General features: G+C 59.6%; 28 protein-coding genes and 1 pseudogene. 14 read left to right on the plus strand and 15 right to left on the minus strand.

Translation table 11 applies throughout. From position 1 onward, the window contains the following. Window positions 1–405: 405 nt before the first annotated feature. Window positions 406–1,062 carry a thiopurine S-methyltransferase gene (locus tag AC1DRN_RS26920; RefSeq protein ID WP_223463750.1) on the minus strand — a complete coding sequence of 219 codons (657 nt, stop codon included), beginning with the start codon at window positions 1,060–1,062 and terminating at the stop codon, window positions 406–408. Window positions 1,063–1,164: 102 nt separating this feature from the next. On the opposite strand from AC1DRN_RS26920, the gene AC1DRN_RS26925 reads away from it, so the two are divergent. Further along, a complete protein-coding gene (locus tag AC1DRN_RS26925; RefSeq protein ID WP_223463749.1) occupies window positions 1,165–1,932 on the plus strand; it encodes a DODA-type extradiol aromatic ring-opening family dioxygenase in 768 nt (255 codons plus the stop codon). Window positions 1,933–2,078: 146 nt separating this feature from the next. Here AC1DRN_RS26925 and AC1DRN_RS26930 read toward each other — a convergent pair whose 3' ends face one another. After that, window positions 2,079–3,752: a DEAD/DEAH box helicase gene (locus AC1DRN_RS26930; protein ID WP_150756007.1), complete on the minus strand. Its 1,674-nt coding sequence runs from the start codon at window positions 3,750–3,752 to the stop codon at window positions 2,079–2,081. 422 nt (window positions 3,753–4,174) lie between these two features. Between AC1DRN_RS26930 and AC1DRN_RS26935 the strand changes: the two genes are divergently transcribed. Further along, window positions 4,175–4,966, plus strand: coding sequence for a crotonase/enoyl-CoA hydratase family protein (locus AC1DRN_RS26935; protein ID WP_223463748.1), 792 nt, complete (start codon window positions 4,175–4,177; stop codon window positions 4,964–4,966). 106 nt (window positions 4,967–5,072) lie between these two features. On the opposite strand, the gene AC1DRN_RS26940 is transcribed toward AC1DRN_RS26935, so the two are convergent. Further along, window positions 5,073–5,828 (minus strand): spermidine synthase, encoded by a 756-nt coding sequence (locus tag AC1DRN_RS26940; RefSeq protein ID WP_223463747.1) that lies wholly within the window; start codon window positions 5,826–5,828, stop codon window positions 5,073–5,075. Window positions 5,829–5,978: 150 nt separating this feature from the next. Here AC1DRN_RS26940 and AC1DRN_RS26945 point away from each other — a divergent pair, with 150 nt between their 5' ends. After that, complete coding sequence (locus AC1DRN_RS26945) at window positions 5,979–7,325, plus strand: class II 3-deoxy-7-phosphoheptulonate synthase (protein ID WP_223463746.1); 1,347 nt, start codon at window positions 5,979–5,981, stop codon at window positions 7,323–7,325. A gap of 126 nt (window positions 7,326–7,451) precedes the next feature. Here the strand turns inward: AC1DRN_RS26945 and AC1DRN_RS26950 are convergent, their stop codons facing one another. Beyond that, window positions 7,452–8,681, minus strand: coding sequence for a winged helix-turn-helix domain-containing protein (locus AC1DRN_RS26950; RefSeq protein ID WP_223463745.1), 1,230 nt, complete (start codon window positions 8,679–8,681; stop codon window positions 7,452–7,454). A gap of 64 nt (window positions 8,682–8,745) precedes the next feature. Next, entirely contained in the window at window positions 8,746–8,961 is a 216-nt protein-coding gene (locus AC1DRN_RS26955; protein ID WP_204934808.1) for a DUF1127 domain-containing protein, read from the minus strand. A gap of 95 nt (window positions 8,962–9,056) precedes the next feature. Between AC1DRN_RS26955 and AC1DRN_RS26960 the strand changes: the two genes are divergently transcribed. Further along, the gene (locus tag AC1DRN_RS26960; RefSeq protein WP_223463744.1) at window positions 9,057–9,911 is read left to right on the plus strand and encodes a LysR substrate-binding domain-containing protein; all 855 of its coding nucleotides are present in this window, start codon (window positions 9,057–9,059) and stop codon (window positions 9,909–9,911) included. Here AC1DRN_RS26960 and AC1DRN_RS26965 read toward each other — a convergent pair. Next, on the minus strand, window positions 9,901–10,650 hold the full coding sequence (locus AC1DRN_RS26965) for a sulfite exporter TauE/SafE family protein (RefSeq protein WP_223463743.1): 750 nt from the start codon (window positions 10,648–10,650) through the stop codon (window positions 9,901–9,903). The genes AC1DRN_RS26960 and AC1DRN_RS26965 overlap by 11 nt on opposite strands. Before the next feature lie 110 nt (window positions 10,651–10,760). On the opposite strand from AC1DRN_RS26965, the gene AC1DRN_RS26970 reads away from it, so the two are divergent. The 4 genes from AC1DRN_RS26970 to AC1DRN_RS26985 all read left to right on the plus strand — a co-directional run bounded on the left by AC1DRN_RS26970 (window position 10,761) and on the right by AC1DRN_RS26985 (window position 14,096). Continuing rightward, a complete protein-coding gene (locus AC1DRN_RS26970; RefSeq protein WP_223463742.1) occupies window positions 10,761–11,717 on the plus strand; it encodes a LysR family transcriptional regulator in 957 nt (318 codons plus the stop codon). 67 nt (window positions 11,718–11,784) lie between these two features. After that, entirely contained in the window at window positions 11,785–12,246 is a 462-nt protein-coding gene (locus tag AC1DRN_RS26975; protein ID WP_223463741.1) for a MarR family winged helix-turn-helix transcriptional regulator, read from the plus strand. A gap of 379 nt (window positions 12,247–12,625) precedes the next feature. Next, window positions 12,626–13,045, plus strand: coding sequence for an organic hydroperoxide resistance protein (locus AC1DRN_RS26980; protein ID WP_046031808.1), 420 nt, complete (start codon window positions 12,626–12,628; stop codon window positions 13,043–13,045). A gap of 34 nt (window positions 13,046–13,079) precedes the next feature. Then, complete coding sequence (locus AC1DRN_RS26985; RefSeq protein WP_223463740.1) at window positions 13,080–14,096, plus strand: alpha/beta hydrolase; 1,017 nt, start codon at window positions 13,080–13,082, stop codon at window positions 14,094–14,096. A gap of 181 nt (window positions 14,097–14,277) precedes the next feature. Here the strand turns inward: AC1DRN_RS26985 and AC1DRN_RS26990 are convergent, their stop codons facing one another. Continuing rightward, on the minus strand, window positions 14,278–14,847 hold the full coding sequence (locus tag AC1DRN_RS26990; protein ID WP_223463739.1) for an elongation factor P: 570 nt from the start codon (window positions 14,845–14,847) through the stop codon (window positions 14,278–14,280). Window positions 14,848–14,895: 48 nt separating this feature from the next. Next, window positions 14,896–16,038 (minus strand): elongation factor P maturation arginine rhamnosyltransferase EarP, encoded by a 1,143-nt coding sequence (earP, locus tag AC1DRN_RS26995; RefSeq protein ID WP_223463738.1) that lies wholly within the window; start codon window positions 16,036–16,038, stop codon window positions 14,896–14,898. A gap of 124 nt (window positions 16,039–16,162) precedes the next feature. On the opposite strand from earP, the gene AC1DRN_RS27000 reads away from it, so the two are divergent. Together AC1DRN_RS27000 and AC1DRN_RS27005 are read left to right on the plus strand one after the other, a co-directional pair. Continuing rightward, a complete protein-coding gene (locus AC1DRN_RS27000) occupies window positions 16,163–16,573 on the plus strand; it encodes a hypothetical protein (RefSeq protein ID WP_223463737.1) in 411 nt (136 codons plus the stop codon). Between the two features lie 2 nt (window positions 16,574–16,575). Further along, window positions 16,576–17,058: a GreA/GreB family elongation factor gene (locus AC1DRN_RS27005; RefSeq protein WP_223463736.1), complete on the plus strand. Its 483-nt coding sequence runs from the start codon at window positions 16,576–16,578 to the stop codon at window positions 17,056–17,058. A gap of 16 nt (window positions 17,059–17,074) precedes the next feature. Here the strand turns inward: AC1DRN_RS27005 and cysB are convergent, their stop codons facing one another. From cysB to AC1DRN_RS27030, 5 genes are all read right to left on the minus strand, one after another. After that, complete coding sequence (gene cysB / locus AC1DRN_RS27010; RefSeq protein ID WP_007998136.1) at window positions 17,075–18,049, minus strand: HTH-type transcriptional regulator CysB; 975 nt, start codon at window positions 18,047–18,049, stop codon at window positions 17,075–17,077. 112 nt (window positions 18,050–18,161) lie between these two features. Continuing rightward, window positions 18,162–18,665: a universal stress protein gene (locus tag AC1DRN_RS27015; protein ID WP_223463735.1), complete on the minus strand. Its 504-nt coding sequence runs from the start codon at window positions 18,663–18,665 to the stop codon at window positions 18,162–18,164. A gap of 95 nt (window positions 18,666–18,760) precedes the next feature. Further along, entirely contained in the window at window positions 18,761–19,666 is a 906-nt protein-coding gene (locus AC1DRN_RS27020; RefSeq protein WP_223463734.1) for a 5'-nucleotidase, read from the minus strand. Window positions 19,667–19,691: 25 nt separating this feature from the next. Beyond that, the gene (locus tag AC1DRN_RS27025; protein WP_223463733.1) at window positions 19,692–20,645 is read right to left on the minus strand and encodes a putative 2-dehydropantoate 2-reductase; all 954 of its coding nucleotides are present in this window, start codon (window positions 20,643–20,645) and stop codon (window positions 19,692–19,694) included. Continuing rightward, window positions 20,642–21,028 (minus strand): thioredoxin family protein, encoded by a 387-nt coding sequence (locus tag AC1DRN_RS27030; protein ID WP_223463732.1) that lies wholly within the window; start codon window positions 21,026–21,028, stop codon window positions 20,642–20,644. Before AC1DRN_RS27030 ends, AC1DRN_RS27025 begins: the two co-directional genes overlap by 4 nt. On the opposite strand from AC1DRN_RS27030, the gene AC1DRN_RS27035 reads away from it, so the two are divergent. Continuing rightward, a complete protein-coding gene (locus AC1DRN_RS27035; RefSeq protein ID WP_223463731.1) occupies window positions 21,027–21,470 on the plus strand; it encodes a PilZ domain-containing protein in 444 nt (147 codons plus the stop codon). The two genes, AC1DRN_RS27030 and AC1DRN_RS27035, sit on opposite strands and share 2 nt — an antisense overlap. Before the next feature lie 187 nt (window positions 21,471–21,657). After that, the gene (locus AC1DRN_RS27040) at window positions 21,658–22,734 is read left to right on the plus strand and encodes a 3-deoxy-7-phosphoheptulonate synthase (RefSeq protein ID WP_223463730.1); all 1,077 of its coding nucleotides are present in this window, start codon (window positions 21,658–21,660) and stop codon (window positions 22,732–22,734) included. A gap of 71 nt (window positions 22,735–22,805) precedes the next feature. Here the strand turns inward: AC1DRN_RS27040 and AC1DRN_RS27045 are convergent, their stop codons facing one another. Further along, window positions 22,806–23,093: a GNAT family N-acetyltransferase gene (locus AC1DRN_RS27045; protein ID WP_008023295.1), complete on the minus strand. Its 288-nt coding sequence runs from the start codon at window positions 23,091–23,093 to the stop codon at window positions 22,806–22,808. 639 nt (window positions 23,094–23,732) lie between these two features. Between AC1DRN_RS27045 and oprI the strand changes: the two genes are divergently transcribed. Then, a complete protein-coding gene (gene oprI, locus AC1DRN_RS27050) occupies window positions 23,733–23,984 on the plus strand; it encodes an outer membrane lipoprotei OprI (protein WP_003199355.1) in 252 nt (83 codons plus the stop codon). Window positions 23,985–24,106: 122 nt separating this feature from the next. On the opposite strand, the gene AC1DRN_RS27055 is transcribed toward oprI, so the two are convergent. After that, a complete protein-coding gene (locus tag AC1DRN_RS27055; protein ID WP_223463729.1) occupies window positions 24,107–25,081 on the minus strand; it encodes a L,D-transpeptidase family protein in 975 nt (324 codons plus the stop codon). Between the two features lie 1,149 nt (window positions 25,082–26,230). On the opposite strand from AC1DRN_RS27055, the pseudogene AC1DRN_RS27060 reads away from it, so the two are divergent. Beyond that, window positions 26,231–26,407 (plus strand): annotated as a pseudogene (locus AC1DRN_RS27060) (IS4 family transposase); the annotation flags it as partial.

The following is a 26,407-nucleotide window of genomic DNA, read 5'->3' on the forward strand; positions in this document are numbered from 1 at the left end:
ATCGGGCTTTGAAGATGCTTGCCTTCTTACCCCGCTGCGCCGCCTCTATCCGCTTCCTGTTCGTCAGGCCAGCATTTTGCCTCGGGCTTCCTTCAGATTCGCAGTCACCCGCGACACCCTTGCCTCTGGCTAACACTTCCCCTTGCCGGGTGTGTAGAGGACTTTCACCTCCAAGTCACCAGCGAGGCCACCACAGCCAAGCTGGTTGCGCTTACGCGCAACGCGCCATGCCTGGCGCACAAGCAAAAGGCCCGCAGCGATGCGGGCCTTTTTTGTCTGCTAATTATTGGTGTGTGTGTGAGGGCCTCATCGCGAGCAGGCTCACTCCTACAGGTGATTTGTGAACGACGCAGGTCCCTTGTGGGAGCGAGCTTGCTCGCGATGAGGCCGGGACTAACAACTTAATTACCGGCTGGAAACCCGATACACCCGCTCCTCAAGCCGCGTTACACCCGCCTCCAGGAATTTCCCGCCTTCACTCAACACATCCTGATCTTCCAGAATCTTCAGCGTCCACGAGTCCCCGAACAATCGCTGCACTTCATCATCGAGTACAGCAAACGGCGGGCCGGGCATTTGCGTCTGGTCATAGTCCAGAGTAATCACCAGACCATGGGACTCCTTCGGCAGTATCCGCTTCAAATGGGCGGCGTAGCGCTCTCGCATTTCCGTCGGCAGCGCGATCAACGCCGCGCGGTCATAAAGCGCCGCGCAATCGGCAACATCGCCTGCCGTCAGCTCGAAGAAATCACCACACCAAAGCTCGATGGAACCTGCCCGATAAACCTTGAACGGCCCCTGCTCGCTGACGGCCGGATCAAAACCATGCTCGCTGAAAAACTCCTCGACGGCTTTTTCCGACAATTCGACTCCCAAGACCTCATGGCCTTGATGGGCGAGCCATAGCAAATCCAGGCTTTTTCCACATAACGGCACCAACACGCGTGCACCTTCTTCAAGGCTTAACGCTGGCCAGAACCGCTTCAGATGAGGGTTCACCTGCGGCAGGTGAAAGCCGATCTGGTTCGCCGCCCATTTTTTGTGCCAAAACTCAGGCTGCATAATTAACCCCGAAAATTCGATCAAAACACCCTAAAACTTATATTAGATTTAGATTAATGATCTGACTGAAGATGTTGCATCTTAACTCTCAGGAGCTCATTCATGTTCCCTAGCCTGTACATATCCCACGGCTCCCCCATGCTCGCCCTGGAACCCGGCGCCAGCGGGCCGGCACTCGCCCGCCTGGCCGCCGAGATACCGAAGCCAAAAGCCATCGTGATTGTTTCCGCACACTGGGAAAGCGATGAGCTGCTGGTCAGCGGCAATCCACAACCGGAAACCTGGCATGACTTCGGTGGTTTTCCCAAAGCCCTGTTCGAAGTCCGGTACCCGGCTCCCGGCGACCCACGACTCGCCGCAGAGGTTGCCGAGTTATTGAAAACCGCTGGCTTTCCTGCCCGTATCGACAGCAATCGGCCTTTCGACCATGGCGTCTGGGTGCCTTTATCGCTGATGTACCCGCAAGCAGAGATCCCGATTGTCCAGGTTTCGCTGCCCACCCGTGGCGGCCCCGCCCTGCAGACCCGCGTCGGCCACGCGCTGGCCAGCCTGCGCGAGCAAGGCGTGCTGCTGATCGGCTCCGGCAGCATCACTCACAACCTGCGGGAACTGGACTGGCATGCCGGTCCCGAAAGTGTTGAGCCCTGGGCCCAGGCGTTTCGTGACTGGATGATCGAAAAACTCGCCGCGAACGACGAAGCCGCATTGCACGACTATCGCAAACAAGCGCCGAATGCCGTGCGCAACCATCCCAGCGACGAACACTTGTTGCCGCTGTACTTTGCCCGCGCTGCAGGTGGACCGTTCAGCATTGCCCATCAGGGGTTCACCATGGGGGCATTGGGCATGGACATCTATCGCTTCGGCTAGCCCATGGACCGAGTTGCTCCCTTCGCGAGCAGGCTCGCTCCCACAGGGCTCAAGCGTCCCCCCCTCCCCCCAAAAAACAGCAGGCAAAAAAAATCCCCGAGCCAGTCGGGGATTTTTTATGTTCGATCAATCAGCCCGAAAGCGGATCAATCTTCGCGGTAGCGACGCAGCTTCAACTGCTTACCGGCAACGCGAGTGTCCTTCAGTTTGGTCAGCAACTTCTCAAGACCATCTTCCGGCAGTTCGACGAGGCTGAAGCTGTCACGCACCTGGATGCGACCGATCGCTTCACGCGCCAGACCACCTTCGTTGAGGATGGCACCCAGCAGGTTTTTGGCAGCGATACCATCACGCGCGCCCAGCGCGGTACGGCAACGTGCACGGCCTTCGCCCAGTGGCATCGGAGCACGACGCTCGCGGTCACCACGCTCAGGACGATCACCGGAACGCTCTGGACGATCGCCACGTGGTGCGTTGTTCGGCACCAGTGGACGTTCTTTCTCGATAGCGGCCAGGGTCAGCGCTTGAGCGTTGGTTGCCTTGCGCAGCAGGGCTGCGGCCAGGGCACGCGGGCTGCAACCGATGTCGGCAGTCAGGCGATCCAGCAGATCACCGTGAGTCGATTCGGCATCGGCCACCAGCGGCGACAGGCTGTTGGTCAGTTTCTTGATGCGCGCATCCAGAACAGCTTGAGCGTCTGGCAGGCGAACTTCAGCAACCTTTTGACCGGTTACACGCTCGATCACTTGCAGCATGCGGCGCTCACGCGGAGTCACCAGCAGCAGTGCACGACCTTCGCGACCGGCACGACCGGTACGGCCGATACGGTGAACGTAGGATTCCGGATCGTACGGCATGTCAACGTTGAATACGTGAGTGATGCGCGGTACGTCCAGGCCACGAGCAGCAACGTCGGTCGCCACAACGATGTCCAGACGGCCATCCTTGAGGGAGTCGATCACGCGCTCACGCTGGTTCTGGGCGATGTCACCGTTCAGCGCAGCGGCTTTGTAGCCTTTGGCTTCCAGGGCACTGGCCAGATCCAGGGTCGCTTGCTTGGTGCGCACGAACATGATCAGGGCGTCGAAATCTTCCACTTCCAGCAAGCTGAGAACGGCCGAAGTCTTCTGGTCAGCGTGAACCAACAGGTGAGCCTGTTCGATCGCGGTAACGGTCTGGGTCTTGGTCTGGATCTTCACGTGTTGCGGATCGCGCAGGTGGCGTTCAGCAATGGCACGGATCGACTGCGGCAGGGTGGCCGAGAACAATACGGTCTGACGGGTGACAGGCAGGGCCTTGAAGATAACTTCCAGGTCGTCCATGAAGCCCAGTTTGAGCATTTCGTCGGCTTCGTCGAGAACCAGGTGGTTCACGGTCGCCAGTACTTTTTCGTCGCGACGCAGGTGGTCGCACAGACGGCCCGGAGTGGCGACAACGATCTGTGCGCCATTACGGATTGCTTTCAGCTGTGGGCCCATCGGCGCGCCGCCGTAGACAGCCACAACAGTTACGCCCGGCATTTGCTTGGCGTAGGTTTCGAAAGCGGTTGCAACTTGTAGCGCCAACTCACGAGTTGGCGCCAGGATCAGGGCTTGCGGTTCGCGCTTTGCAGGATCGATGCGATGCAGGATCGGCAGGGCGAACGCAGCGGTTTTACCCGTACCGGTTTGCGCCTGACCAATCATGTCGTGACCGGCCATGATGATCGGGATCGATTGCTGCTGAATAGCCGATGGCTCTTCGTAGCCAGTCGCGGTGACGGCTGCAAGAATATTCGGATTAAGATTAAAAGCGGCGAAGCCGCCGGTTTCCTGGGTCATGGGTCTGCCTCTAAGTGCATCCGCAAAGACCCATGCTCCAAAGCTGCGCGTGCCGTGTTGAGACTCAAGAGTCGCCCTGGCAGCTTTGTCGGCGGGGATTTGCGAAAACGAATGAATGAAAAGAATCGTCAAGGGAGAGTCCGCAGTACGGACGTGCAGCCGAAGCTGACTTCGGGGAATTGCTCTACCTAAACGCGGCCCGGCTAAAGGCCGGCGCGCACTATACCGGAATTTGCCAAAAAAGGGAGCTTTTTTTATCCGAAATCCACCGGATACACCGTTGTGTCACAGGCTTTGCGAATAATCGATCAGCCGTCTACTTTTCAAAGGCCCGGCCTTGCGGGTGATGGCGCTAAAACGGTTCACCCTTTGCCGTGCAGACCGCCGGTCTGGCACGTCTTTCCCACCCCGAGGATCACTCCATGAATCAGCCCAGCTCCAGTCGAGTCAGCCGCGAACGGCATGGTCATGTGTTCATGATCGGTCTGGATCGGGTAGCCAAGCGCAACGCCTTCGATCTCGACCTGCTCAACGCATTGAGCCTGGCCTATGGCGAGTTCGAGGCCGACAACGAGGCACGCGTGGCGGTGGTGTTCGCTCATGGCGAGCACTTTACCGCCGGGCTCGACCTGGTCAATGCCAGTGTCACACTCGCAGAAGGCTGGCAGGTACCCGCTGGCGGCTGTGATCCGTGGGGGGTGTTCGCCGGCCCCAGGGTCAGCAAACCGGTGATCGTCGCCGCCCAGGGCTATTGCCTGACCATCGGCATCGAATTGATGCTGGCCGCCGACATCAACCTGTGCGCCAGCAACACCCGGTTCGCGCAGATGGAAGTGCAACGCGGGCTCTTCCCGTTCGGCGGCGCCACCCTGCGCCTGCATCAAGTCTCCGGTTGGGGTAATGCCATGCGCTGGTTATTGACCGGTGACGAATTCGACGCCCGTGATGCCTTGCACTTGGGCTTGGTGCAGGAAGTCATGGCCAGTGAAGACTTGTTGCCCCGGGCGATTGAACTGGCCGAACGGATCGCCCGGCAGGCGCCGCTCGGCGTTCAAGCGACACTGATGTCTGCGCGACAGGCCCGGTATGAAGGCGAAACCGCCGCGGCACAGGCGTTGCCTCTGCTGGTCAAGAAGTTGATGGCTAGCGAGGACGTCAAGGAAGGTGTGCGGTCGATGGTGGAGCGGCGGCCTGGAGTCTTCAAAGGGCTTTAGCCTTGTAGCGCCAGTTGGAAGGCTATCGCGAGCAAGCTCGTTCCCACAGGGGATCGCAGTCAAATGTGGGAGCGAGTTTACTCGCGATGACGCCTTCACAGACAACTCAGGTCGCCGGACGAATGCACTTGATCAACGAATCCAGCGAATACCCCAACCGTGGCGCCAGCGCTTCGGCGCGGGCGATCAGGCCGTCCATGTCCAGTTCCTGATCCAGCTCCGACGGCACGATCAGAATCACGTTGCCCTCCTTCACCGGCAGCTCCCAGTAATGTCGGTGGTACAAACCACGCAACAACGCGGCGCCCAAGGGTTTGCCGTCGTCGGTAGCCCATTGATTGATGACCAGCCAGCCACCCGGATTCAATCGCTTCTGGCAGTTTTCCAGAAAGCTCCAGGCCAGATGCCCGACACCCGGACCGACATCGGTGTAAAGGTCGACGAAAATCAGATCGGCCGGCTCAGCCGTGTCGAGCAGTTCCAGGGCATCGCCAACGCGAATGTACAGGCGCGGATCGTCATCCAGCCCCAGGTACTCGATGGCCAGACGCGGCACGTCCGGGCGTAGTTCGATGGCTTCGACATCTTCCAGCGGCAGGAACTTGAGGCAGGCCTGGGTCAGAGTACCGGCGCCGAGACCGAGAAACAGCGCGCTTTCCGGGTGCTCGTGGCACAGCGCGCCGATCAGCATCGCCCGGGTATAGTCGTACTCGAGCCAGCTCGGATCAGCGGTGAACACGCAGCTTTGCTCGATGGCGTCACCGAACTCGAGAAAACGGTAATCGGCCACTTCCAGCACACGAATCACGCCGAACTCGTCCTGTACCTCGGCGAGCAGATGCTCGACGCGCTCCTCAGTCATTTCATCTCCTGATCGTCACCGGGGCCGGCAACGCAATAACACCGCGTGTAGAGAGCGGCAAAGGCGAGATTGTCGGCGAAGCGACGGGAACAGGTCACGCACTAATTTGCTGATAACATGGAGGTCCGAGCGAAAACACTAGAGACCGTGATGAGCCAACCCTGGAGCCCTGACAGCTGGCGCGCCCTGCCGATCCAGCAACAACCCCAATACCCCGACGCCGCGCATTTGCAGCGGGTCGAGCAGACCCTGGCCAGCTATCCGCCGCTGGTGTTTGCTGGTGAAGCCCGGGAGTTGCGTCGTCAGTTTGCCGAGGTGACCCAAGGCCGCGCGTTTCTGTTGCAGGGTGGCGACTGCGCCGAAAGCTTCGCCGAATTCTCCGCGGCGAAAATCCGCGACACCTTCAAGGTGTTGTTGCAGATGGCGATCGTGATGACTTTTGCCGCCGGCTGCCCCGTGGTCAAGGTCGGGCGCATGGCCGGGCAGTTCGCCAAGCCCCGCTCGGCCAACGACGAAACCATCGATGGCGTGACCCTGCCCGCCTACCGTGGCGACATCGTCAACGGCATCGGTTTCGACGAAAAAAGCCGCGTACCGGACCCGGAGCGCCTGTTGCAGTCCTATCACCAGTCCACTGCCACCCTGAACCTGTTGCGCGCGTTCGCCCAGGGCGGTTTTGCCGACCTGCATCAGGTGCACAAGTGGAACCTGGACTTCATTGCCAACTCGGCACTGGCAGAAAAGTACAGCCACCTGGCCGACCGCATCGATGAAACCCTGTCGTTCATGCGTGCCTGCGGCATGGACAGTTCGCCGCAGTTGCGCGAAACCAGTTTCTTCACCGCCCACGAAGCGCTGCTGCTGAACTACGAAGAAGCTTTCGTGCGTCGCGACAGCCTGACCAACGATTACTACGATTGCTCGGCCCACATGCTGTGGATCGGCGACCGTACGCGCCAGCTCGACGGCGCCCACGTCGAATTCCTGCGTGGGGTGAACAACCCGATCGGGGTCAAGGTTGGCCCGAGCATGAACCCCGACGACCTGATTCGTTTGATCGACGTGCTCAACCCGGACAACGACCCGGGTCGCCTGAACCTGATCGCGCGGATGGGCGCGAACAAGGTCGGCGATCACTTGCCGCACCTGATCCGCGCCGTCCAGCGGGAAGGCAAGCAGGTGCTGTGGAGTTCCGACCCGATGCACGGCAACACGATCAAGGCCAGCAGCGGCTACAAGACCCGCGACTTCGCGCAGATCCTTGGCGAGGTGAAGCAGTTCTTCCAGGTGCACGAAGCCGAAGGCAGTTATGCCGGTGGTATCCATATCGAAATGACCGGGCAGAACGTGACCGAGTGCATCGGTGGTGCGCGGCCGATTACCGAGGATGGTTTGTCGGATCGTTACCACACCCATTGCGACCCACGGATGAATGCCGATCAGTCGCTGGAGCTGGCGTTTTTGATTGCAGAGACTCTGAAGCAGGTTCGGCGCTAAACCCCGTCGCCCCCATCGTCGGAACGCCGCCCGGAGCAAGCTCGCTCCCACAGGATCCGCGCCGCACACAAAATCTGTGAGCGACGCGGTCAATGTGGGAGCGAGCTTGCTCGCGATGGCGTCAGATCAAGCACCGCCAATTTGTGAGAATGCCACCCGCAACCTTGCCGCACTCGCCCGCGGGCAATTCAACTGAACCTGTGCCAGCCCCAGCCAATCCGCCATCTGCCGCAGATTGACCGCCAACGCCAGCATCCCCTCCTCATCCAGCCCCGCTTCCTCTTCATGCACCGCATACACGGCCAAACGGCCCGCCGCCCGTTCGGCGCGCAGGTCTACCCGTGCGGCAATCCGCTCGTTGTGCAAAAACGGCAGGACGTAATAGCCGTACACCCGCTTGTCCTGCGGCGTGTAGATCTCCAATCGATAGCGGAAATCAAACAGCCGCTCAGTCCGGCTGCGCTCCCAGACCAGCGAATCGAACGGCGAGAGCAATGCACTCGCGACGACTTTGCGCGGCACTTTTGGCTCGGGCAGACAATAGGCCGGTTGTCGCCAGCCCTGGACTTCGCAGGTCAGCAATTCACCGGCCTCGACCAACTCGGCCAAACGGGGACGACTGTCCACAGGGTTCAAGCGGAAATAGTCACGCAAGTCCTTCTCCGTTCCCACACCCAAGGCCGTTGCCGCATGCCGCAACAGGCCGCGCTGGGCTTCGTCTTCGCTCAGAATAGGTTGTGCAAGCACCGCCGAGGGAATAACCCGTTCCGGCAAATCGTAGAGCCTTTCGAATCCGCGTCGGCCGGCAACGGTCACTTCACCGGCAGCGAACAACCACTCCAGCGCATGCTTTTCCGCGCTCCAGTCCCACCAGGGGCCGGCCCGTTCCTGACGGGTCGACAGGCTCCCGGCGCCTAGCGCGCCCTGCTCCTCAACCGAAGCCAACACCCGACGAATCGTGTCTTGCTGTTCACGGCCAAAGCGCGCCAATTGCTGATAAATGTCTTCGCCACGGCTCGCACGCTGCATGCGCCAACGCATCAACGGGTACATGGAAAGTGGCAACAACGAAGCTTCATGCCCCCAATATTCGAACAACGTGCGTCGACGGCCCTGACTCCAGGCAGCCTGGTCGAGCAGATCGGAGGAGTAGTTACCGAGGCGGGAAAACAGCGGAAGGTAGTGCGAACGCACCAATGCATTGACCGAATCGATCTGCAAAATGCCCAGCCGTTCGATCAGGCGATTGAGCGCAGCTGCCTTGATCGCCGCTGGCGGCTGCCGCCCGTTGAACCCTTGGGCGGCCAGCGCCAGACGCCGAGCCTGTTTGAGGGTAAAGGACAATGTTGCGGGCATGGGCGTCTCCTTGTCTGCTCGCAACCTACCTCACCGGTAAGGGGTTTGTGTAGCTTGGGACTCATCATTTATGCATCGGGTCATTCCAGAACGGTTTGATCGACTCGTTCTCCACATCCGCACGGCTCATGCCGATGTCCTTGAGTGCTTCGTCGCTCAAGCTCGCCAGCAGTTCGCGCTCGCGATGCAGTTCGTACCAGCGGCTGACCTTGTGCAGCAGATCGGATATCACGTGAATCGAGTGTTTTTCTGCACCGTGGAATTCATGTTGACCTTTCATCTTGTTGCCCTCCGTTTGGATGGCTCCAGTCTCGCGCCGGGTCTAAGATCAATCCAACGAATGTTTCTGATGTCACATATCTCGGAGATTGATGGATGTCTGCCTACCCGAGTATCGATACCGAAGTGTTGCGCACCTTCGTCGCCATCGCCGACCAGGGCGGCTTTACCCGCGCCGGTGAAATGGTCAACCGTACCCAGTCGGCCGTCAGCATGCAGATGAAACGGCTGGAAGAAGATGTGCTGCAGCGCCAGTTGTTCCAGCGCGACGGGCGGCAGGTGCGGCTGACGGCCGAAGGCCAGGTGTTGCTGGGCTATGCGCGGCGGATCCTCAAGCTGCACAGCGAAGTGTTCAACACCCTGCGCGAACCCGATATGGTCGGCACTGTGCGCATCGGCACGCCGGACGATTATGTGATGCGGTTCCTCCCGGGGATTCTGCGCCGTTTTGCCCAGTCCTACCCGCTGATTCAGATAGAAGTGCACTGCGAATCATCCAAACAACTGCTGATGCGCCAGGACCTGGACCTGTCCATCGTGACCCGCGAACCGGGCAGCGAAATCGGCCAGTTGTTGCGCAAGGAGCGTTTTGTCTGGGCCGAGGCGCAATGCTACAGCGCCCACGAGCAGACGCCGCTGCCGCTGGCGATGTTCAACAGTGATTGCTTCTGCCGCCTGTGGGCCTGCAATGCCCTGGATGCCCAGGGGCGCGATTACCGGGTGGCGTACAACAGCGACAGCCTGTCGGCGATCATGGCCGTGGTCAGCGCCGGCCTGGCCGTCACGGCGCAGCTTGAAAGCCTGATTACCGCGGACATGCGCATCCTCGGTGCAGCCGAGGATCTGCCGCTGCTGCCCGAGGCCAGCATCATGCTCGTGCGCAACCTGCATAACCCGTCACCGATCACCGAGTGCCTGGCCGAGCACATAATTGAAGGCTTCAAACCTTGAAGGCGAGCATCACCGCACAGAACACCAGGAACCCGCAAAACAGCCCGCGCAGCAGCCGCTCCGGCAATGCGTGGGCAACCTTCACGCCCCAACTGATGCTCATCAGCCCGCCGACCGCCAAGGGTAAGCCGATCACCCAGTTGACCTGATGGTGCACGGCGTAAGTCACCAGCGTCACCCCGGTACTCGGCAAGGCCAGCGCCAACGATAACCCCTGCGCAACCACTTGGCTGGTGCCGAACAGACTGGTCAGCACCGGGGTCGCCACCACCGCGCCCCCAACACCGAACAACCCGCCCATAGTGCCGGATGCAGCGCCGAGCACGCCCAACCAAGGCCATGAATAGTTCATCTGCGAAGCCGGCGCAGCGCTGGCGGCGAACATGCGAAGCAAGTTGTACGCCGACAGAGCGATCAGAAACGCGACAAAGCCTATACGCATGGTTTGCGCATCAATGCCCACCGCCCAGATCGATCCGAGCCAGGCGAAGCAAAACCCCATGATGGCCAGCGGTAACGCGTTGCGCAGTTCGATCCGGTTGCGCTGATGATAACGCCACAGCGCCAGCATCACGTTCGGCACCACCATCACCAGCGCTGTGCCCTGGGCAATCTGCTGGTCGAGCCCGAACAGCACGCCCAGCAGCGGAATGGCGATCAGGCCGCCGCCGATGCCAAACAACCCGCCGAGCGTACCCAGGGCAGCACCGAAGACCAGATACATCAGAAACTCAATCACGGGCGATTTCTCCTCACGTCATGCGACTGATCCTACGCAGTTGCTTCTGGCGCGGAAACGCACAGCGACGCACAATAGCTGTGCCAAATTCGCACAAGCGCAAATCTGCCATGAACCCCAATCAACTGACCGACCAACTGGCTTTGTTCCTCGATGTGCTGGAAACCGGCAGTTTTTCCGCCGCCTCGCGCCGTCATCCGCTGACCCCTTCGGCCGTGGCACGGCGTATCGACAGCCTGGAAAACGCGGTCGGCAGTCAGTTGTTCATCCGCAGCACGCATGCGGTACGTGCCACCCCGGCGGGATTGGCCTTTGCCGAGCGGGCACGGCGGATCGTTGCCGAGTTGCGCCTGGCCCGGGCCGAGGCGGTGTCCCTGAGCAGCGCGCCGGAAGGTCTGATTCGTATCGATGCGCCGGCAGCCTTTGGGCGCCGGCACCTGGCACCGGTGATTGCCGATTTCCTCATGCTCTATCCCGGGCTCGATGTGCAACTGCACCTGATCGACAGTTTCGTCGACATGCAGGGCCAGAACCTCGGCAAGGTCGATCTGGTGCTGCGCGCCGGGCAATTGGCCGACACCCGACTGGTGGCCACGCCGCTGGCGAGCATCGTGCGCATCGCCTGCGCCAGCCCTGATTATTTGCGGTGTCGCGGCGTGCCCACCGATCCATCACAACTGATTGAACATGACGGACTCGATTGGGATGGTCTGGCCCCGCTGTTCGCCTGGCGCTTCGAGCGGAATGGGCAAATGCAACTACACCGGCCGGCGCGGGTCCGCATGAGCGCCAACAATGCCGAGGCGCTGGTCTGCGGCGCGCTGGCCGGCCTCGGGATTGCGCATCTGCCGACCTGGCTGGCCAGCGAGTACCTGTTGCGCGGTGAGTTGCTGCCGTTGTTCTGCGACAGCGGTCTGCCGAAACCGGAAAGCGCCGGTATCTATGCCTTGCGCCTGGAACAACAACCCAACTCCCGCAGTCGCTTGTTGCTGGAGTACCTGAAGACCCGCTTCAGCCCGGTTCCACCCTGGGATCTGGTACTGCAAACCCATTTGCAACGGCACTGATCAAAATTATCTGGCGCATTAAAGATTCGCCCGCTAGATTCCTAAGATCACAGATCAAGGCTCCGACATGAACACCGAGCGCAACACCCCGGATAACTGCGACAACCTGTTGCTGGACAATCAGGCCTGTTTTGCCCTGCATTCCACTTCGCTGATGATGACCAAGGTCTACAAACCCCTGCTGCAAGCGCTGGGGCTGACCTACCCGCAATACCTGGCGATGATGGTGTTGTGGGAACGGGACGGTTTGACCGTAGGCGAAATCAGCACGCGGTTGCTGACCGACCCTGGCTCGTTGACGCCGCTGCTCAAGCGCCTGGAAGCCGAAGGCTTGCTCAGCCGCACCCGCAGCCGCGAGGACGAGCGGGTGGTAATCGTCGAACTCACCGAGCAGGGCCGAGCCTTGCGCGACAAAGCCCGGGATATTCCCCAGTGCATCCTCGGCGCCAGCGGAATGACACTGGAGCGCCTGCAAAACCTGCAAGCGGAGCTGCAAGAGTTGCGTCGCCACCTGCAAGACAGCCTCTAGCCGCCAACCCACCACAAATCCCCCTGTGGGAGCGAGCTTGCTCCGGGCGGCGATCCGACGATTGCAGTGTCACATTCAGCAATGATGCTGACTGACACACCGCCATCGCGAGCAAGCTCGCTCCCACAGTAGCTCTGCGGCCCACCAGAAAATTGGGCTCGCCACCTCTTCCTGAAAAAAATCCCCACTGAAACATCCCCCTCGATAGCTCTAGTTCAACACTTCCAACCAAAACGCCTCCGCTGCCTTTCCGTCTTTTTCAAATTTCTTTGAAATTTTATATTGCGCGCTAAACATTAGCGCGATACATTCATCTCGCACTTACTTAGCGCGCAAACATTTAGCGCAAAAAAAACAAACCCCGAACGAGGCTTTCACCATGCAAACTCTCTACACCGCAATCGCAACTTCCACTGGTGGCCGTGACGGTCGTGCGGTTTCCAGCGACAACATCCTCGACGTCAAACTCGCCACCCCGAAAGAACTCGGCGGTGCTGGCGGCGCAGCCACCAACCCTGAGCAACTGTTCGCCGCCGGCTACTCCGCCTGCTTCATCGGCGCCCTGAAATTCGTGGCCAGCCAGACCAAGCGCAGCATCCCGAACGACGCCTCGATCACCGCCCACGTCGGCATCGGCCAGATCCCTGGCGGCTTCGGTCTGGACATCGACCTGCACATCAGCCTGCCGGGCCTTGAACAAGCCGATGCACAAGCACTGGTCGATGCGGCCCACCAGGTCTGCCCGTACTCCAACGCCACCCGTGGCAACGTCGATGTGCGTCTGCACGTCACCGTCTAACAGCTGACCTATCAGGCCCGAACAGGAAATGAACATGAACACTTTCAGCAAAGTCTTGACCGGTACCCTTCTCGCCATGTCCATCGGCAACGCGTTTGCAGGTACCGGGGTTGAACACAACACCCAGGCATTCCTCGACGTTCTGAACGCCGGCACCGGCAAGCCGATGGAGCAAATGACACCCGCCGAGGCCCGCGCCGTTCTGGTAGGCGCGCAGGCCGGGGTGAAGCTGACGCTGCCAAAAGCCGATGTCAGCCAGAAGACCATTCAAGTCGACGGCCAACCGATCAGCCTGACCATCGTCCGGCCGGCCGGGGTCAAGGGTGAGCTGCCGGTGTTCATGTTCTTCCACGGCGGTGGCTGGGTACTGGGAGATTTCCCGACCCACGAGCGGCTGGTACGTGACCTGGTGACGGGTTCGGGTGCAGCGGCTGTCTTCGTGAACTACACGCCGTCGCCGGAGGCGCATTACCCGGTGGCGATCAACCAGGCTTACGCGGCGACCCGATGGGTGGCCGAGCACGGTAAAGAGATCAACGTCGATGGCAAGCGCCTGGCGGTAGCCGGCAACAGTGTCGGCGGCAACATGGCGGCGGTGGTTGCGCTGATGGCCAAGGACAAGGGCACACCGGCGATCAAGTTCCAGGTGCTGCTGTGGCCGGTGACTGATGCCAACTTCGAAACGGCGTCCTACAACCAGTTTGCCGAGGGGCACTTCCTCACCAAAAACATGATGAAGTGGTTCTGGGACAACTACACCACCGACGCCAATCAACGGAACGAGATCTACGCCTCACCACTGCGCGCGACCACCGCCCAGTTGAAAGGACTGCCTCCAGCGCTGGTGCAGACCGCCGGAGCCGACGTGTTGCGCGACGAAGGCGAAGCCTACGCCCGCAAACTGGACGAGGCCGGAGTGCCGGTGACCTCGGTTCGCTACAACGGCCTGATCCACGACTACGGTTTGCTCAACGTGGTGAGCCAGGTGCCGGCGGTACGTTCGGCGATGTTGCAGGCTTCGCAAGAGCTCAAGGAACACTTGAAGAAATAACGCAGTACCCCATGTAGGAGCGAGCCTGCTCGCGAAAGCGATTTGCCAGACGCGTCGTCATTGCCTGACACGCCGCCATCGCGAGCAAGCTCGCTCCCACAGGGTTTCTGGTTGAACCCGAAATCGCAGGCACAAAAAAGCCCGACTCAATGGTCGGGCTTTTTCATTCCTCAAGCTGTGCTTATTTGGCACGGCCTTTGTAGGAACCGCCTTCGCGGGTATCGATCTCGATCATGTCGCCGATTTCGATGAAGTCAGCAACCGACAGCTCGGTACCGTTCTTCAGTTTGGCAGGCTTCATCACCTTGCCGGAAGTGTCGCCGCGAGCGGAACCTTCGGTGTAGTCAACCTGACGCACGATGGTGGTCGGCAGCTCTACGGAAACCAGACGCTCGTCGAAGAACACGGCTTCGCAAACGTCGGTCATGCCTTCTTCCACGAATGGCAGAACGGCTTCGATGTCTTCAGCGTTCAGCTCGTACATGGTGTAGTCGGTGGTGTCCATGAACGTGTAGGAGTCGCCGCTGATGAAGGACAGGGTCGCTTCCTTGCGGTCGAGGATCACGTCGTCCAGCTTGTCGTCCGCACCGTATACGGTTTCGGTCTTGTAGCCGGTCAGCAGGTTCTTCAGCTTGGTCTTCATGATCGCGCTGTTACGACCGGACTTGGTGAATTCAGCTTTCTGAACCAGCCAAGGATCGTTGTCGATACGGATCACGGTACCGGGTTTGAGTTCTTTACCAGTTTTCATTGCGAATATCCGAATTTGGATGGGATTTACAAAAATCTAGGCCGCGTATCATATCCAATTTCCATAAAACTGTACCAGCGCCGTGGCAAGATCGGCCTGCAAGGCCTGTTCCAGACACCACGCCTCGGCGTGTTTTTCCAGCTCTGGCCAGTGTTTACGGGTGAATTGCCAGTGGTCGGCCATTTTCTCACCGGCGTTCCACGCGCGCCAGAGACCGCTGATCGCCTCCCGCGCAGGTTCAGACAGCCCCTTTATATAGACTTCGAGGAAAGCCTCGAGTTTGTCCAGATGGATATCTTCTTCCTGCCGGTAGATGTGCCAGAGAAATGGCCGGCCGGCCCATTGAGCGCGCACAAAGGAGTCTTCGCCGCGCACGGCATTGAAATCGCAACACCACAGCAACAAGTCGTATTGGTCCTGGCGGACGAACGGCAGCACTTGCACGGTCAAGGCATCACGCACATGCACGGCACCGGCCGCCAAACCCTCCACACCGAGCCAACGCTCTACGTCGCCGACAATCCGCCCTTCCGGCACCAGCAGATGAGTGGCCGTAGAATCGCCAGCCATCGCATCGAGCCAACTGGCCAGCCCGGTGTTTTCGTAAGCAAACAATGAGATCAACTGCGCACCGGGTGCACGATCAATCCCCAAACCGTGCAGGAATTCTGTTTGAGCCTGCGGGTTTTGCTGAAATTGCCGACGACGCTCCAGCAACCCTCGCTCACGCAGCAGTCCGCCGGTGCCCTTCTGGAATCCAGGGAAGAAGAAGAACTTCTGCACGCTTTTGTACTTCACCGAGGGCAAACCGTGGCAGCCGACCACCCAGTCCTCGGCACTCAGGTAATCGAGGTTCATCCACAGCGGCGTCTTTTCCCGTTCGGCCATGGCGTCCATATAGGCGCTCGGCAACTGGCAGGCAAATGCGGCAATCACCACATCGGCGGCTTCGGTCGGCTGCCACTCGGCGGGCCATTGGCGCACTTCGACGTCTTGCTGCCACTGCTGCGCAGCGTGGATGTCGATTTCCGGGCACAGGCGCTCGAACGCTCGCAGATCATCGACCCACAGACGCACCGCCACTCCATGCTCGGCCACCAGTTGCCGGGCCAGTCGCCAGGTCACGCCGATGTCGCCGAAGTTGTCGACCACGGTGCAAAAAATATCCCAGCGGGTTTTCATTTCAGGCATTGCAGGCTCCCGTTGGCAAAGGCGCCGATTGTCCGCATAAATTACCCCGTGCAGAAGAGCCGACGGCGATTATTCTTCATGCGACAATCGCCACTCGCCAGTGACTTTTCGCCAGGAGGCAATCATGCCCCACCGTCCCACTCCGCGCCGATCCTTCCCGATCAGCCTCAATGCCCTGCAACTGACCGGCAGCATCGCCCTCGGCATGTGGCTGGGATTCATTGCCATTGTGCTGACCTGCTGGCTCGCTTCGCGCCTGCTTTTCAGCGAACAACTGGCACCTGTGGCGGCAGCTGTGGAACAACTGGCCAAACCACCTGTGATGACTCAACCAGTGCCGGACATCGCGCCACAGAGCCCGCAGTTCGAGCAATACGAAGAGAACCTGCGCAAGAACGAGCAGCAGCAACGGCTCGATCAGGCACGCAGCAGCAGCCGTAACCTGTCCAACCCAAGCTGTCAGTTCTGGCTGCAACAGGACCGAACTGCACCCAGCGAAAAAAGCCGCGCCAACGTCCTGCAATTCTGCGATTGATCATGAATAAACACATTGTCCACCAACTGATTCTCGACAAGCTGCGGATCGATCTCGACATCGCCGAACGGGCCGCGCAAACCGCCTACGAAACGGCGACCCACGAAGAAAACATCGCCGAGAACAAGTACGACACCCTGGGGCTGGAAGCCTCCTATCTCGCGGCCGGGCAAGCCAGGCGGGTCGAAGAAATTCGCCAGTCACTGAGCCTCTGCCAGAACCTGGTCCTGCGCCCGTATGACGATCAGCGGGGCATCGAAGTGGGCGCGCTGCTCGGGCTCGAGGACGAAAAGGGGCGCGAACAATGGCTGTTTCTGGCCCCCGATGCGGCCGGATTGAAAGTCGATCTGGTGGGACAGCTGATTACTGTCATCACCCCCCGCTCACCGCTGGGCAAAAGCCTGCTGGGCAAGTTCGAGGGCGATGAGGTGGAGATTATGGTGGCGGGCGCTCGGCAACAGTTCGCTGTCACCGAGGTGGTTTGAGCGGCAGGAAACGCTATCAGTGAACGGGCAGTTCGACGCCGTCGAACAGCTCTTCCAGTTCCTGCTTGTTGTGGCATTGAATGGCCTTGGCCATGACTTCGCGGGTCAGGTGCGGCGCGAACTTCTCGATGAAGTCGCACATGAAACCCCGCAGGAAGGTGCCGCGACGGAAGCCGATCTTGGTCACGCTGGACTCGAACAACTCACTGGCATCGAGCACCACCAGGTCGCTGTCGAGTTTGCTGTCGACGGCCATTTTCGCCACGATGCCCACGCCCAGCCCCAGGCGAACATAGGTCTTGATCACGTCGGCGTCGGCGGCGGTGAACACCACTTTCGGCGTCAGGCCGCGATGGCTGAAGGCTTCGTCGAGTTTCGAGCGGCCGGTAAAGCCGAACACGTACGTCACGATCGGGTACTCGGCCAGCGCTTCGAGGGTCAGTTTCGACAGCTTGGTCAAGGGGTGGCCCTGAGGCACGACCACACATCGGTTCCAGCGGTAGCACGGCATCATCACCAGATCACCGAACAGCTCGAGCGCTTCGGTGGCAATGGCAAAATCCACGGTGCCATCAGCGGCCATTTCGGCGATTTGCATCGGCGACCCCTGATGCATGTGCAGGGCAACGTCCGGGTATTGCTTGATGAAATTGCTGATCACCGGCGGCAACGCATAACGCGCCTGGGTGTGGGTGGTGGCGATCGACAGGGTGCCTTTCTTCTCGTTGGAGAATTCCTGTGCGATCTGCTTGATGCTTTCAACCTTGCGCAGAATTTCGCCAGCGGTGGTGATGATGCGCTCGCCGGCCGGGGTAACGCGGGTCAGGTGCTTGCCGCTGCGGGCGAAAACCTCGACGCCCAGTTCGTCTTCCAGCAGACGGATCTGTTTACTGATGCCCGGTTGAGAGGTGTAAAGACTTTGGGCTGTAGCGGAAACGTTGAGGTCGTGGTGCGCCACTTCCCAGATGTAGCGCAATTGTTGAAGCTTCATATGAATCCCTCAAAGCAGGTAGACGCCACGGGCATCAGCGACGGTATATAACTATATTAATGGCATGAAGAATAAATCTAGAACTTTTTTATCAGATTGCCATTATTCTGTTCTAGCGATCCCCTTGGCGACGACGTTGCACCAGCGGCACCAGATAGACCGGCACCTTGGACAGTTGCAGCACACGGGCGGCGGTTCGCCCCAGAGGCGTTTCCGCACCCGCACCGTGGCTGTGACTTCCTACGATCAACAAATCCACGGAGAGTTTCTGCGCCTGGTCCAGAATCACCTGCGACGGATCGCCCTGCAGCACCCGCACTGCCTGAATCCGCTCCAGATCGTGCTCCCCTTCATCCCCCAACTCCTCACGAAAACTGTCGAGCACCCGCTGCTCGATACTGGCAATAACTGTATTCAGGCCCTGGCTGTGAAACTCGTTCAGCGCCTGTTCATCGAGATAACTTTCCAGCACCGATTCGGCAAACAACCCCATGGGTTCAACCGCATGCACCACATACAAATCGGCATTGAAGGTCCGGGCCAGCTCCAGGGCATGCTGCATCACCACGGGCGCGTACAGGCCAAGGTCAGTGGCATACAGCATCGAACGAATCATATGACCTCCTCGACTGCCAACATGGCGGAGATTTGATTCAGCTTAGCAGTGCCTTGGCGACTACGACGTGCGGCGCAACGCATTGAACGCTGGGCTTAAACCTTTTGTTCGTTGCTTATGCCATGGGGCACATGACCGGTGGCGACGACTTCACGGGCCAATTCGCAGTGGCCGGCCTGATCGTCGAAAAACACATCGGCCGCGAAGGCTTCGAGAAAGGCTGACTTGGTCAGGCCTCCGAGGAACAGCGACTCGTCCAGACGAATGTCCCATTCGCGCAACGTGCGAATCACTCGCTCATGGGCCGGCGCCGATCGCGCCGTGACCAGCGCGGTACGGATCGGACAGGCGTCCTCCGGGAACTCACGCTGCAACAGATTGAGAGCCGCGAGAAAGCCCTTGAACGGCCCACCGCGCAACGGCTCGCGGGCGGCCTCACGCTCGCTGGCCTGGAACGCCTCCAGACCTCCGGTCTGATAAATGCGCTCCGACTCATCGGAAAACAGCACCGCGTCTCCGTCGAAGGCGATGCGCAATTCGTCGCTGGCCGCACGACTGGCACCGCCCGACAGAATGGTCGCCGCGGCGAACCCGGCGTCCAGTGCATTGCGTACGTCTTCGGCGTGGGTCGAGAGAAACAGGTCGCAGCCAAAGGCCTTGAGGTAGGGATACGGACTGCGCCCGCCGACAAAGGCCGCGCGCGAGATTGCCAGTCCGTAATGGTCAATCGAGTTGAATACCCGCAGCCCGGTGTCGGCGCTGTTGCGCGACACCAGAATCACCTCGACCCGGGCACGACCGAGGCTATTGTTGAGATTCAGGAGTTTCTGCACCAACGGAAAAGCATCGCCGGGCTCGAGGATTTCGTCTTCGTGTTCAATCTGATACTGCCGGTAGGCTTCGACGCCGCTCAACAGATAAACCTTGTGGCTTTCGCTCAGGTCGAACAGCGCCCGCGAAGAAATCGCCAGCACCAGTTTGTCGTCAATTGCCTTTGGCATGCCCTTCCCCCTCAGGTCGGTCGACTCAGGTGTTTCGTCGATCAATGAAACTCAAACTGCGATACAAGGCCTCGATACGCGGCATCTCACACCCGGCTGCCTTCGCCGCCGCCAAAGGCCGGGCATAGATCGCGGCCAGTTCCAGCGGTCGCTTGTGCAAGTAATCGTGGTACATGCTCGGCCAGTAGTCAGGCATTTTTTCGGTCACCATGAACAGGTGCTCGGCATACCCCGCCGGTACATCGTGCCCGCACGCGACTGCGCCTTGCACCACTTCAGCCATCAGCGCCTTGATCAGTTCGCGACTGTCGGCATCAGCCATCAGTGGTGTAGTACTCGCTCCCAGCAACACCGACAGACCGTTGTACGGGATATTCCAGACCAGTTTTTGCCAACGCGCCTGATGCAAATTCGCCATGGCCTGGGAATCGAGGCCGGCGTTGCGAAACAGCCCGACACCCTCCTCGACAATCGCAGTGCGTGCCGGCCCGTCGGCGGGACCGCTGTGATAACCAACGTGCACTGCGCCCAGCGCCTGATGGGTAATGACGCCCGGTGCCTGGCGATGAACGCAGATGTAGCAGAGCCCGCCGAGCACATGCAGCGAATCGGGGAGCAAATCACGCAGACTGTCTTCGACGTCCAGGCCATTTTGCAACAGCAGTACCTTGGCGTTCGGCGCCGCCGCTTGCAGGATGGCGGGTGCCAGGTCGGCGTTACTGGTGGTTTTCGCGCCCACCAGCAGCCAGTCGCAGGGTGGCATGTCTCCAGCGTTCGAATAAGCCTGCACCGGGTTCAGTTTCAGCGCGCCATGGGGCGCGCTATCGACTTGCAACCCGTGCTCGGCCACAGCGGAAAACTCGCTGCGCAGCAGAAAATGCACATCAAAACCGGCACGCGCCAGCATCACCCCGTAGAAACCGCCGATTGCGCCGGTCCCGATAATGCCGATTGTCGGCCTGGCAACTGTCCCCATCATGGCAACTCCTCTGCTGTTCGACTCAGCGCCTGGCGCACCGCCCGATTGAGCTCGGTGTCGGTCAGGCGGGATTTCAGTGCTCCGAAGAATTCGCCGTCGCGAACGACAAACAGCGCCGGCAAGTGAAAGACCTGATAACGCTCGACCACCCCGCCGTTATTGCCGGCATCGATCCAGCACAGTCGATCGACTGCCAGATCGAGTGTCGGCAATTGCTCGCGGGCAAAACGGCAACCGGCGCAGCCGACACTGGTGAAAATAACCAGTGATACGCCGCTCATCGCCAGCAGCCGTTGGTCGGCGTCGAAATCGGTCAGTTCCAATTCGACCACTATACTGGGTGTAACAATGTCAGATGGCCGACACATGGAGTCTGTGTTCATGGGACGATTTATTCCTCACCCTGACGATGTGCCCGTCGAATTAACGTTGCTGAAACCTGAATGTATTTCGCGACGACAGCTGCACACTATCAGCCTCGGGGGCATGGCTTGCAATTATCACCGCGCGTGGCGCTACGGCACCGCGCTGGAGGTACGCATGCCGACCGTGAACCCGGACATGCGCTACCTGGGCTATGTCGCCTGGTGCCTGCGGCGCAAGCGCGGTTATCTGGTAGGCATCGTCTTCGTCGACGAACAAACGCTATTCAGCGCCCGAATGGGCGAGCAGGTGTGCCAGATCGAACGTTACTGCCGCCTGCATGACGCCCACGACGACTTGCAGAATATCCAGGCTCGGGCCCTTGAATGGGTACAGGAGCACGCCGACGAGTTCTCTCACGATTCGGTGCGCAAGGCTTTTGCGCAGCCGGTGCTGGAATAGGGGTGTTCTTGATCGGTTTGCCCCTCATGGCAGGGAAACTGACTGCGAAAGCCCACCAAACCGGCGTCTGCCCATTGTCGAGCCACGGTGTAACGCGCTAAGGTTCGGCTCCCCGACGCGCTTAATTTGCTGTGCTCCGCCGCGCGGGTTCGCTGGCGGCCGGCACCCGTGACCTGACGAGTAAACGATGGCTGATTTACCGATCAACGACCTAAACGTCGCCTCCAACGAGACTCTGATCACTCCCGATCAGCTCAAGCGCGATATTCCCCTGAGCGACGCCGCACTGCGCACCGTCACCAAGGGCCGCGAAGTCATTCGCAACATTCTGGATGGCACCGACCACCGCCTGTTCGTCGTCATCGGGCCTTGCTCGATCCACGACATCAAGGCCGCCCATGAGTATGCCGAGCGCCTGAAGGTTCTCGCTGCCGAAGTGTCCGATACCCTGTATCTGGTCATGCGCGTTTATTTCGAGAAGCCACGTACCACCGTCGGCTGGAAAGGCTTGATCAACGACCCGTATCTGGACGACTCGTTCAAGATCCAGGACGGCTTGCACATCGGTCGCCAGTTGCTGCTGGACCTGGCCGAAAAAGGCCTGCCGACCGCCACCGAAGCCCTCGACCCGATCTCCCCGCAATACTTGCAGGACCTGATCAGCTGGTCGGCCATCGGCGCGCGCACCACCGAATCCCAGACTCACCGTGAAATGGCCTCCGGCCTGTCCTCGGCCGTCGGCTTCAAGAACGGCACCGATGGCGGCCTGACCGTGGCGATCAACGCCCTGCAGTCGGTTTCCAGCCCACACCGTTTCCTGGGCATCAACCAGGAAGGTGGCGTGTCGATCGTGACCACCAAGGGCAATGCCTACGGTCACGTGGTGTTGCGCGGCGGCAACGGCAAGCCGAACTACGATTCGGTCAGCGTTGCGCTCTGCGAACAGGCGTTGAACAAGGCGAAGATCAAGCCGAACATCATGGTCGATTGCAGCCACGCCAACTCCAACAAGGATCCGGCCCTGCAACCACTGGTGATGGAGAACGTCGCCAACCAGATCCTCGAAGGCAACAAGTCGATCATCGGCCTGATGGTTGAAAGCCACCTGAACTGGGGCGCCCAGGCGATCCCGAAAGACCTCGCCGACCTGCAATACGGCGTGTCGATCACCGACGCCTGCATCGACTGGACCGCGACCGAAAACACCTTGCGCAGCATGCATGCCAAGCTCAGGGATGTGCTGCCTAAACGCGATCGCAGCTGATCGCTTTTAGCGAACACACAAAAACGCCGGACTAAACCCGGCGTTTTTTTATGCATTCGTTTTATTGAAGGTCACTGACTCAGCTTGGCCGCATGCCGCTGGTGACGCTCCATGTAGCGCTCGACGTAGGAGCACGATGGAATGACGGTGTAGCCCATTTCGTCCGCGTACTCCAGCGCCTTCTCGGTCAAGGCTGCAGCAATACCGCGACCACGCAACGCGTTGGGCACGAAGGTGCGATAAATATCCAGGGTCTGCTTCCCCAGATCCATATAGGTCAGATAGGCACGATGACCGTCCACAATGGTCTCGAACTGATGACCAGCCTGGTCATGGTGGATGGACAACGCCTCGCTCATCACTACTCCTCGCGGGTCTGGAATTTTGACCCCTACCTTACCGATGTTTTTCCGACGAAGGAACATCTACGCCACTCCGTGCCTGAATGGACACCGAGAAGAGCTGCACCGATCTCGCGCTACCGAGCACGTACAAATAGTAGGCACCATTGACAGAAATGCTCAAGGTGCGCTCGTCATCATGCAGGTTGGCAGGTGCTGCTCCGGATCACGCAGGAATGGCTCGACCGAAGATCACTCCGGGTCGATAGCCTGAACATTGCCGGATGTTGAGACTTAAGACGAGCGCCCATTGTTAAAGTCACCTGAACATCGAGAAAGATATTGCGAGGCGCTACGCAAAAGCCGAACAAAAGTGTAGACGAACCCATGTAGACGGGCTCTAGCCAGACTGGAAAAAGAGCGGTGTGCCGAAGGAACTTTTACTCGCCAGCTGGCTCAGCCACGGGCCTTGCAGCTGGATGTTTTTTAATCAGTTCAGTTAAAAGTTGCTCGAAAAAGAATCAACGCCTACAATTTTTTTTGCTTCTTGCGTCACGTCAGTTTTACTTACTACAAGTAATAGGTAGTATGTACGCCGGCTATTTCCTCAATCGGAGGAGATAGCTACTTAATAGAAAGTCCTTGAAGGGGAACACGATGAACAACGTTCTGAAATTCTCTGCTCTGGCCCTGGCCGCAGTTCTGGCTACCGGTTGCAGCAGCGCATCGAAAGAAACCGAAGCACGTCTGACCGCTACTGAAGACGCAGCTGCTCGCTCCCAGGCTCGTGCAGACGAAGCTTACCGTAAAGCTGATGAAGCTCTGGCTGCTGCTCAAAAAGCACAACAGACTGCTGACGAAGCTAACGAGCGTGCTCTGCGCATGCTGGACAAAGCTAGCCGCAAGTAATAGTCCTTCGGGATTGTTATCAAGCCGATCCATTTTTTGGGTCGGCTTTTTTATTGCCCGGCGTTTCTCCAGGCAATAAAAAACCCGTCGACGCGGTCCGCGCCGACGGGCTCTTTACAAGCTTACTGCATCGGGTCGACCGGAGTGCTCGACACCATCGGTGCGGCGTTGTTGCCCGGCACAGCAATCTCCACCGGCAGGCCGTCTTCAGCGGCAACCACATCACGCACCACATCCCAGTTCATGCGCAGGTTGTTAGTGATGTCTTCACGCTTGAGCATCGCGTTGATGACCGCGGTGTGCTTGTCGACCACCGACGGGTTGCCCTTGTCGTCCAGCGGCGTATGCGCCTCCAGATAGACCTTGCCGCCACTCAAACCAAACTTGTACGGGTCGTTGATGATCCGCACCGACGTACCGACCGGCACCATGCCCGCCATTTCCAGCACGTTGTTGTTGAACATGCGGAAGCAACCGTGGCTGGTGCGCATGCCGATACCGAACTTCTTGTTCGAACCGTGGATCAGGTAGCCCGGTGTGCCCAGGGTGAACTTGAACGGCCCCAGCGGGTTGTCAGGGCCGGCCGGCACGACGTTGGGCAGCGGATCACCGTCTGCTGCGTGCTCGGCCTTGATCGAAGCCGGCGGCGTCCAGGTCGGGTTCGGCGTCTTGGCGGTGATGCTGGTGTGGGCAATCGGCGAGCCCCAGCCTTCACGACCGATACCCAGCGGGAACGTGTACACCACGTTCTTGCCTTTCGGGTAGTAGTAGAGGCGGTACTCGGCCAGGTTGATCACGATGCCTTCACGCGGGCCTGGTGGCAGGATGAAGCGGGTCGGCAGAATGATTTCCGTGCCGGCGCCTGGCAACCATGCATCGACACCCGGGTTGGCCGCGACCATTTCCGTGTAGCCCAGATCGTAGGCGGTACCAAGGTCGGCGAAGGTATCTTCGTACTTGGCCTTGATCACCTGCACCTGGCCGATGATGTCCTCACCGGGCGGTGGCAGGGGAAACTCCAATGCTGCAACGGGACCGGCCACCAAAAGGGCGGCAAGTGACAGGCAGCGGGTGACGGCAGGAAAGCGCGACAACATCCGGAAAATCCTTCGCATGATCAACTGAGAGTATAAGAACGCGATTGTACACCGCTGTCCGTTATTTCGGGGAGATGGCCCGATTGCAGGCACTGTAAGGCGATTTTGCGATTTTCCTCGATCCCGTGTGGGAGTGAGCCTGCTCGCGATGGCTGTGTGTTGGGTGACGTGTTTTTTACGGATGTACATATCCGTTTCTGCGGATGCGGTTACCTGTGGGAGCGAGCTTGCGATGGCGGCGTGGCAGGCGGCATGGATTTTTGAGGGTGTACATATCCGTTTCTGCGGTAACGGCCACTTAGGGTTCCGCCCTTACGGCGGGTCACTTGGAAAAGCCCCAAGTAACCAAGGGCTCTTGCCCCTGACATTCGGTGCCTCGCTGTGGCTCGGCATGCCCTCGCTCCGGTCCTGCTCCGTGGGCCCGCCGCCATCGGCCATCCATGGCCGGGGGCGGCTAACCCGGCATCCATGCCGGGTTGCCCACTGCGCAGAACCTCCACTCGGCCTCACGAGGGGGCGTACACCGCAACAGCGCCCGAGGCGGCCTACCGGCCGGCCTGTTTGCCGGCCTGTTTGCCGGGCTCGTTTGTCTGTGAGGTACCTGGTCGACTGGCAGGTCGCCATCGCGAGCAAGCTCGCTCCCACAGGTACTCAGTACATCTGCAAGGTCTGGGTCGGCTGTCAGGCCGCCTTCGCGAGCAGGCTCACTCCCACAGAAAAGCAAAGGCAGATCGGCGTGCGCAGACGCTCTTCACCACTCATCAGGCCGAGCGTTAGCTCGCCTGCAGCTTTTGATCTTGATCCACCCGCCCCCTCGGCAGGCTGAGCGGAGGTGTTTATCCGGGGATTGGCGCGCAGCGCCGTTCGACGCAGTCGAACTCATTGCATGTAGGTCGAAGCGAAGCCGACCGGAGGGCAATGCCCCCGGATGAATACCGGAGCGAAGGAACGCCGAGCCTAAGCGAGGGGCCGTACGTAAGGGGCGAGACTTTTTGGTTCCTTTTGTGTCGTTTGACAAAAGGGACTCGCCGTAAGGGCCAGCCCTTTCAAGGTCTTCGTTTAGAATCCCCTAAAACTCCAGTCAGGGTGACGAAAACGATGTGGGCAGAAGTTCTAGCGCGGTTTGAAAAAAAGACACCGGCCAGTGTCATGACGAAATTGATACTGGAGCAGGCTGTTCCTGCCGAATGGGTTGATCAGGTGTTTGAAGAACACCGTCAACGCCAGTACCCGCGTGAGCTGTTGTTTTCGACCATCGTTGAGCTGATGTCCCTTGTTTCATTGGGTTTGCGCCCGTCTTTGCATGCCGCTGCCCGGCAAATGGAG

This window comes from Pseudomonas sp. P5_B3, assembly GCF_056400405.1.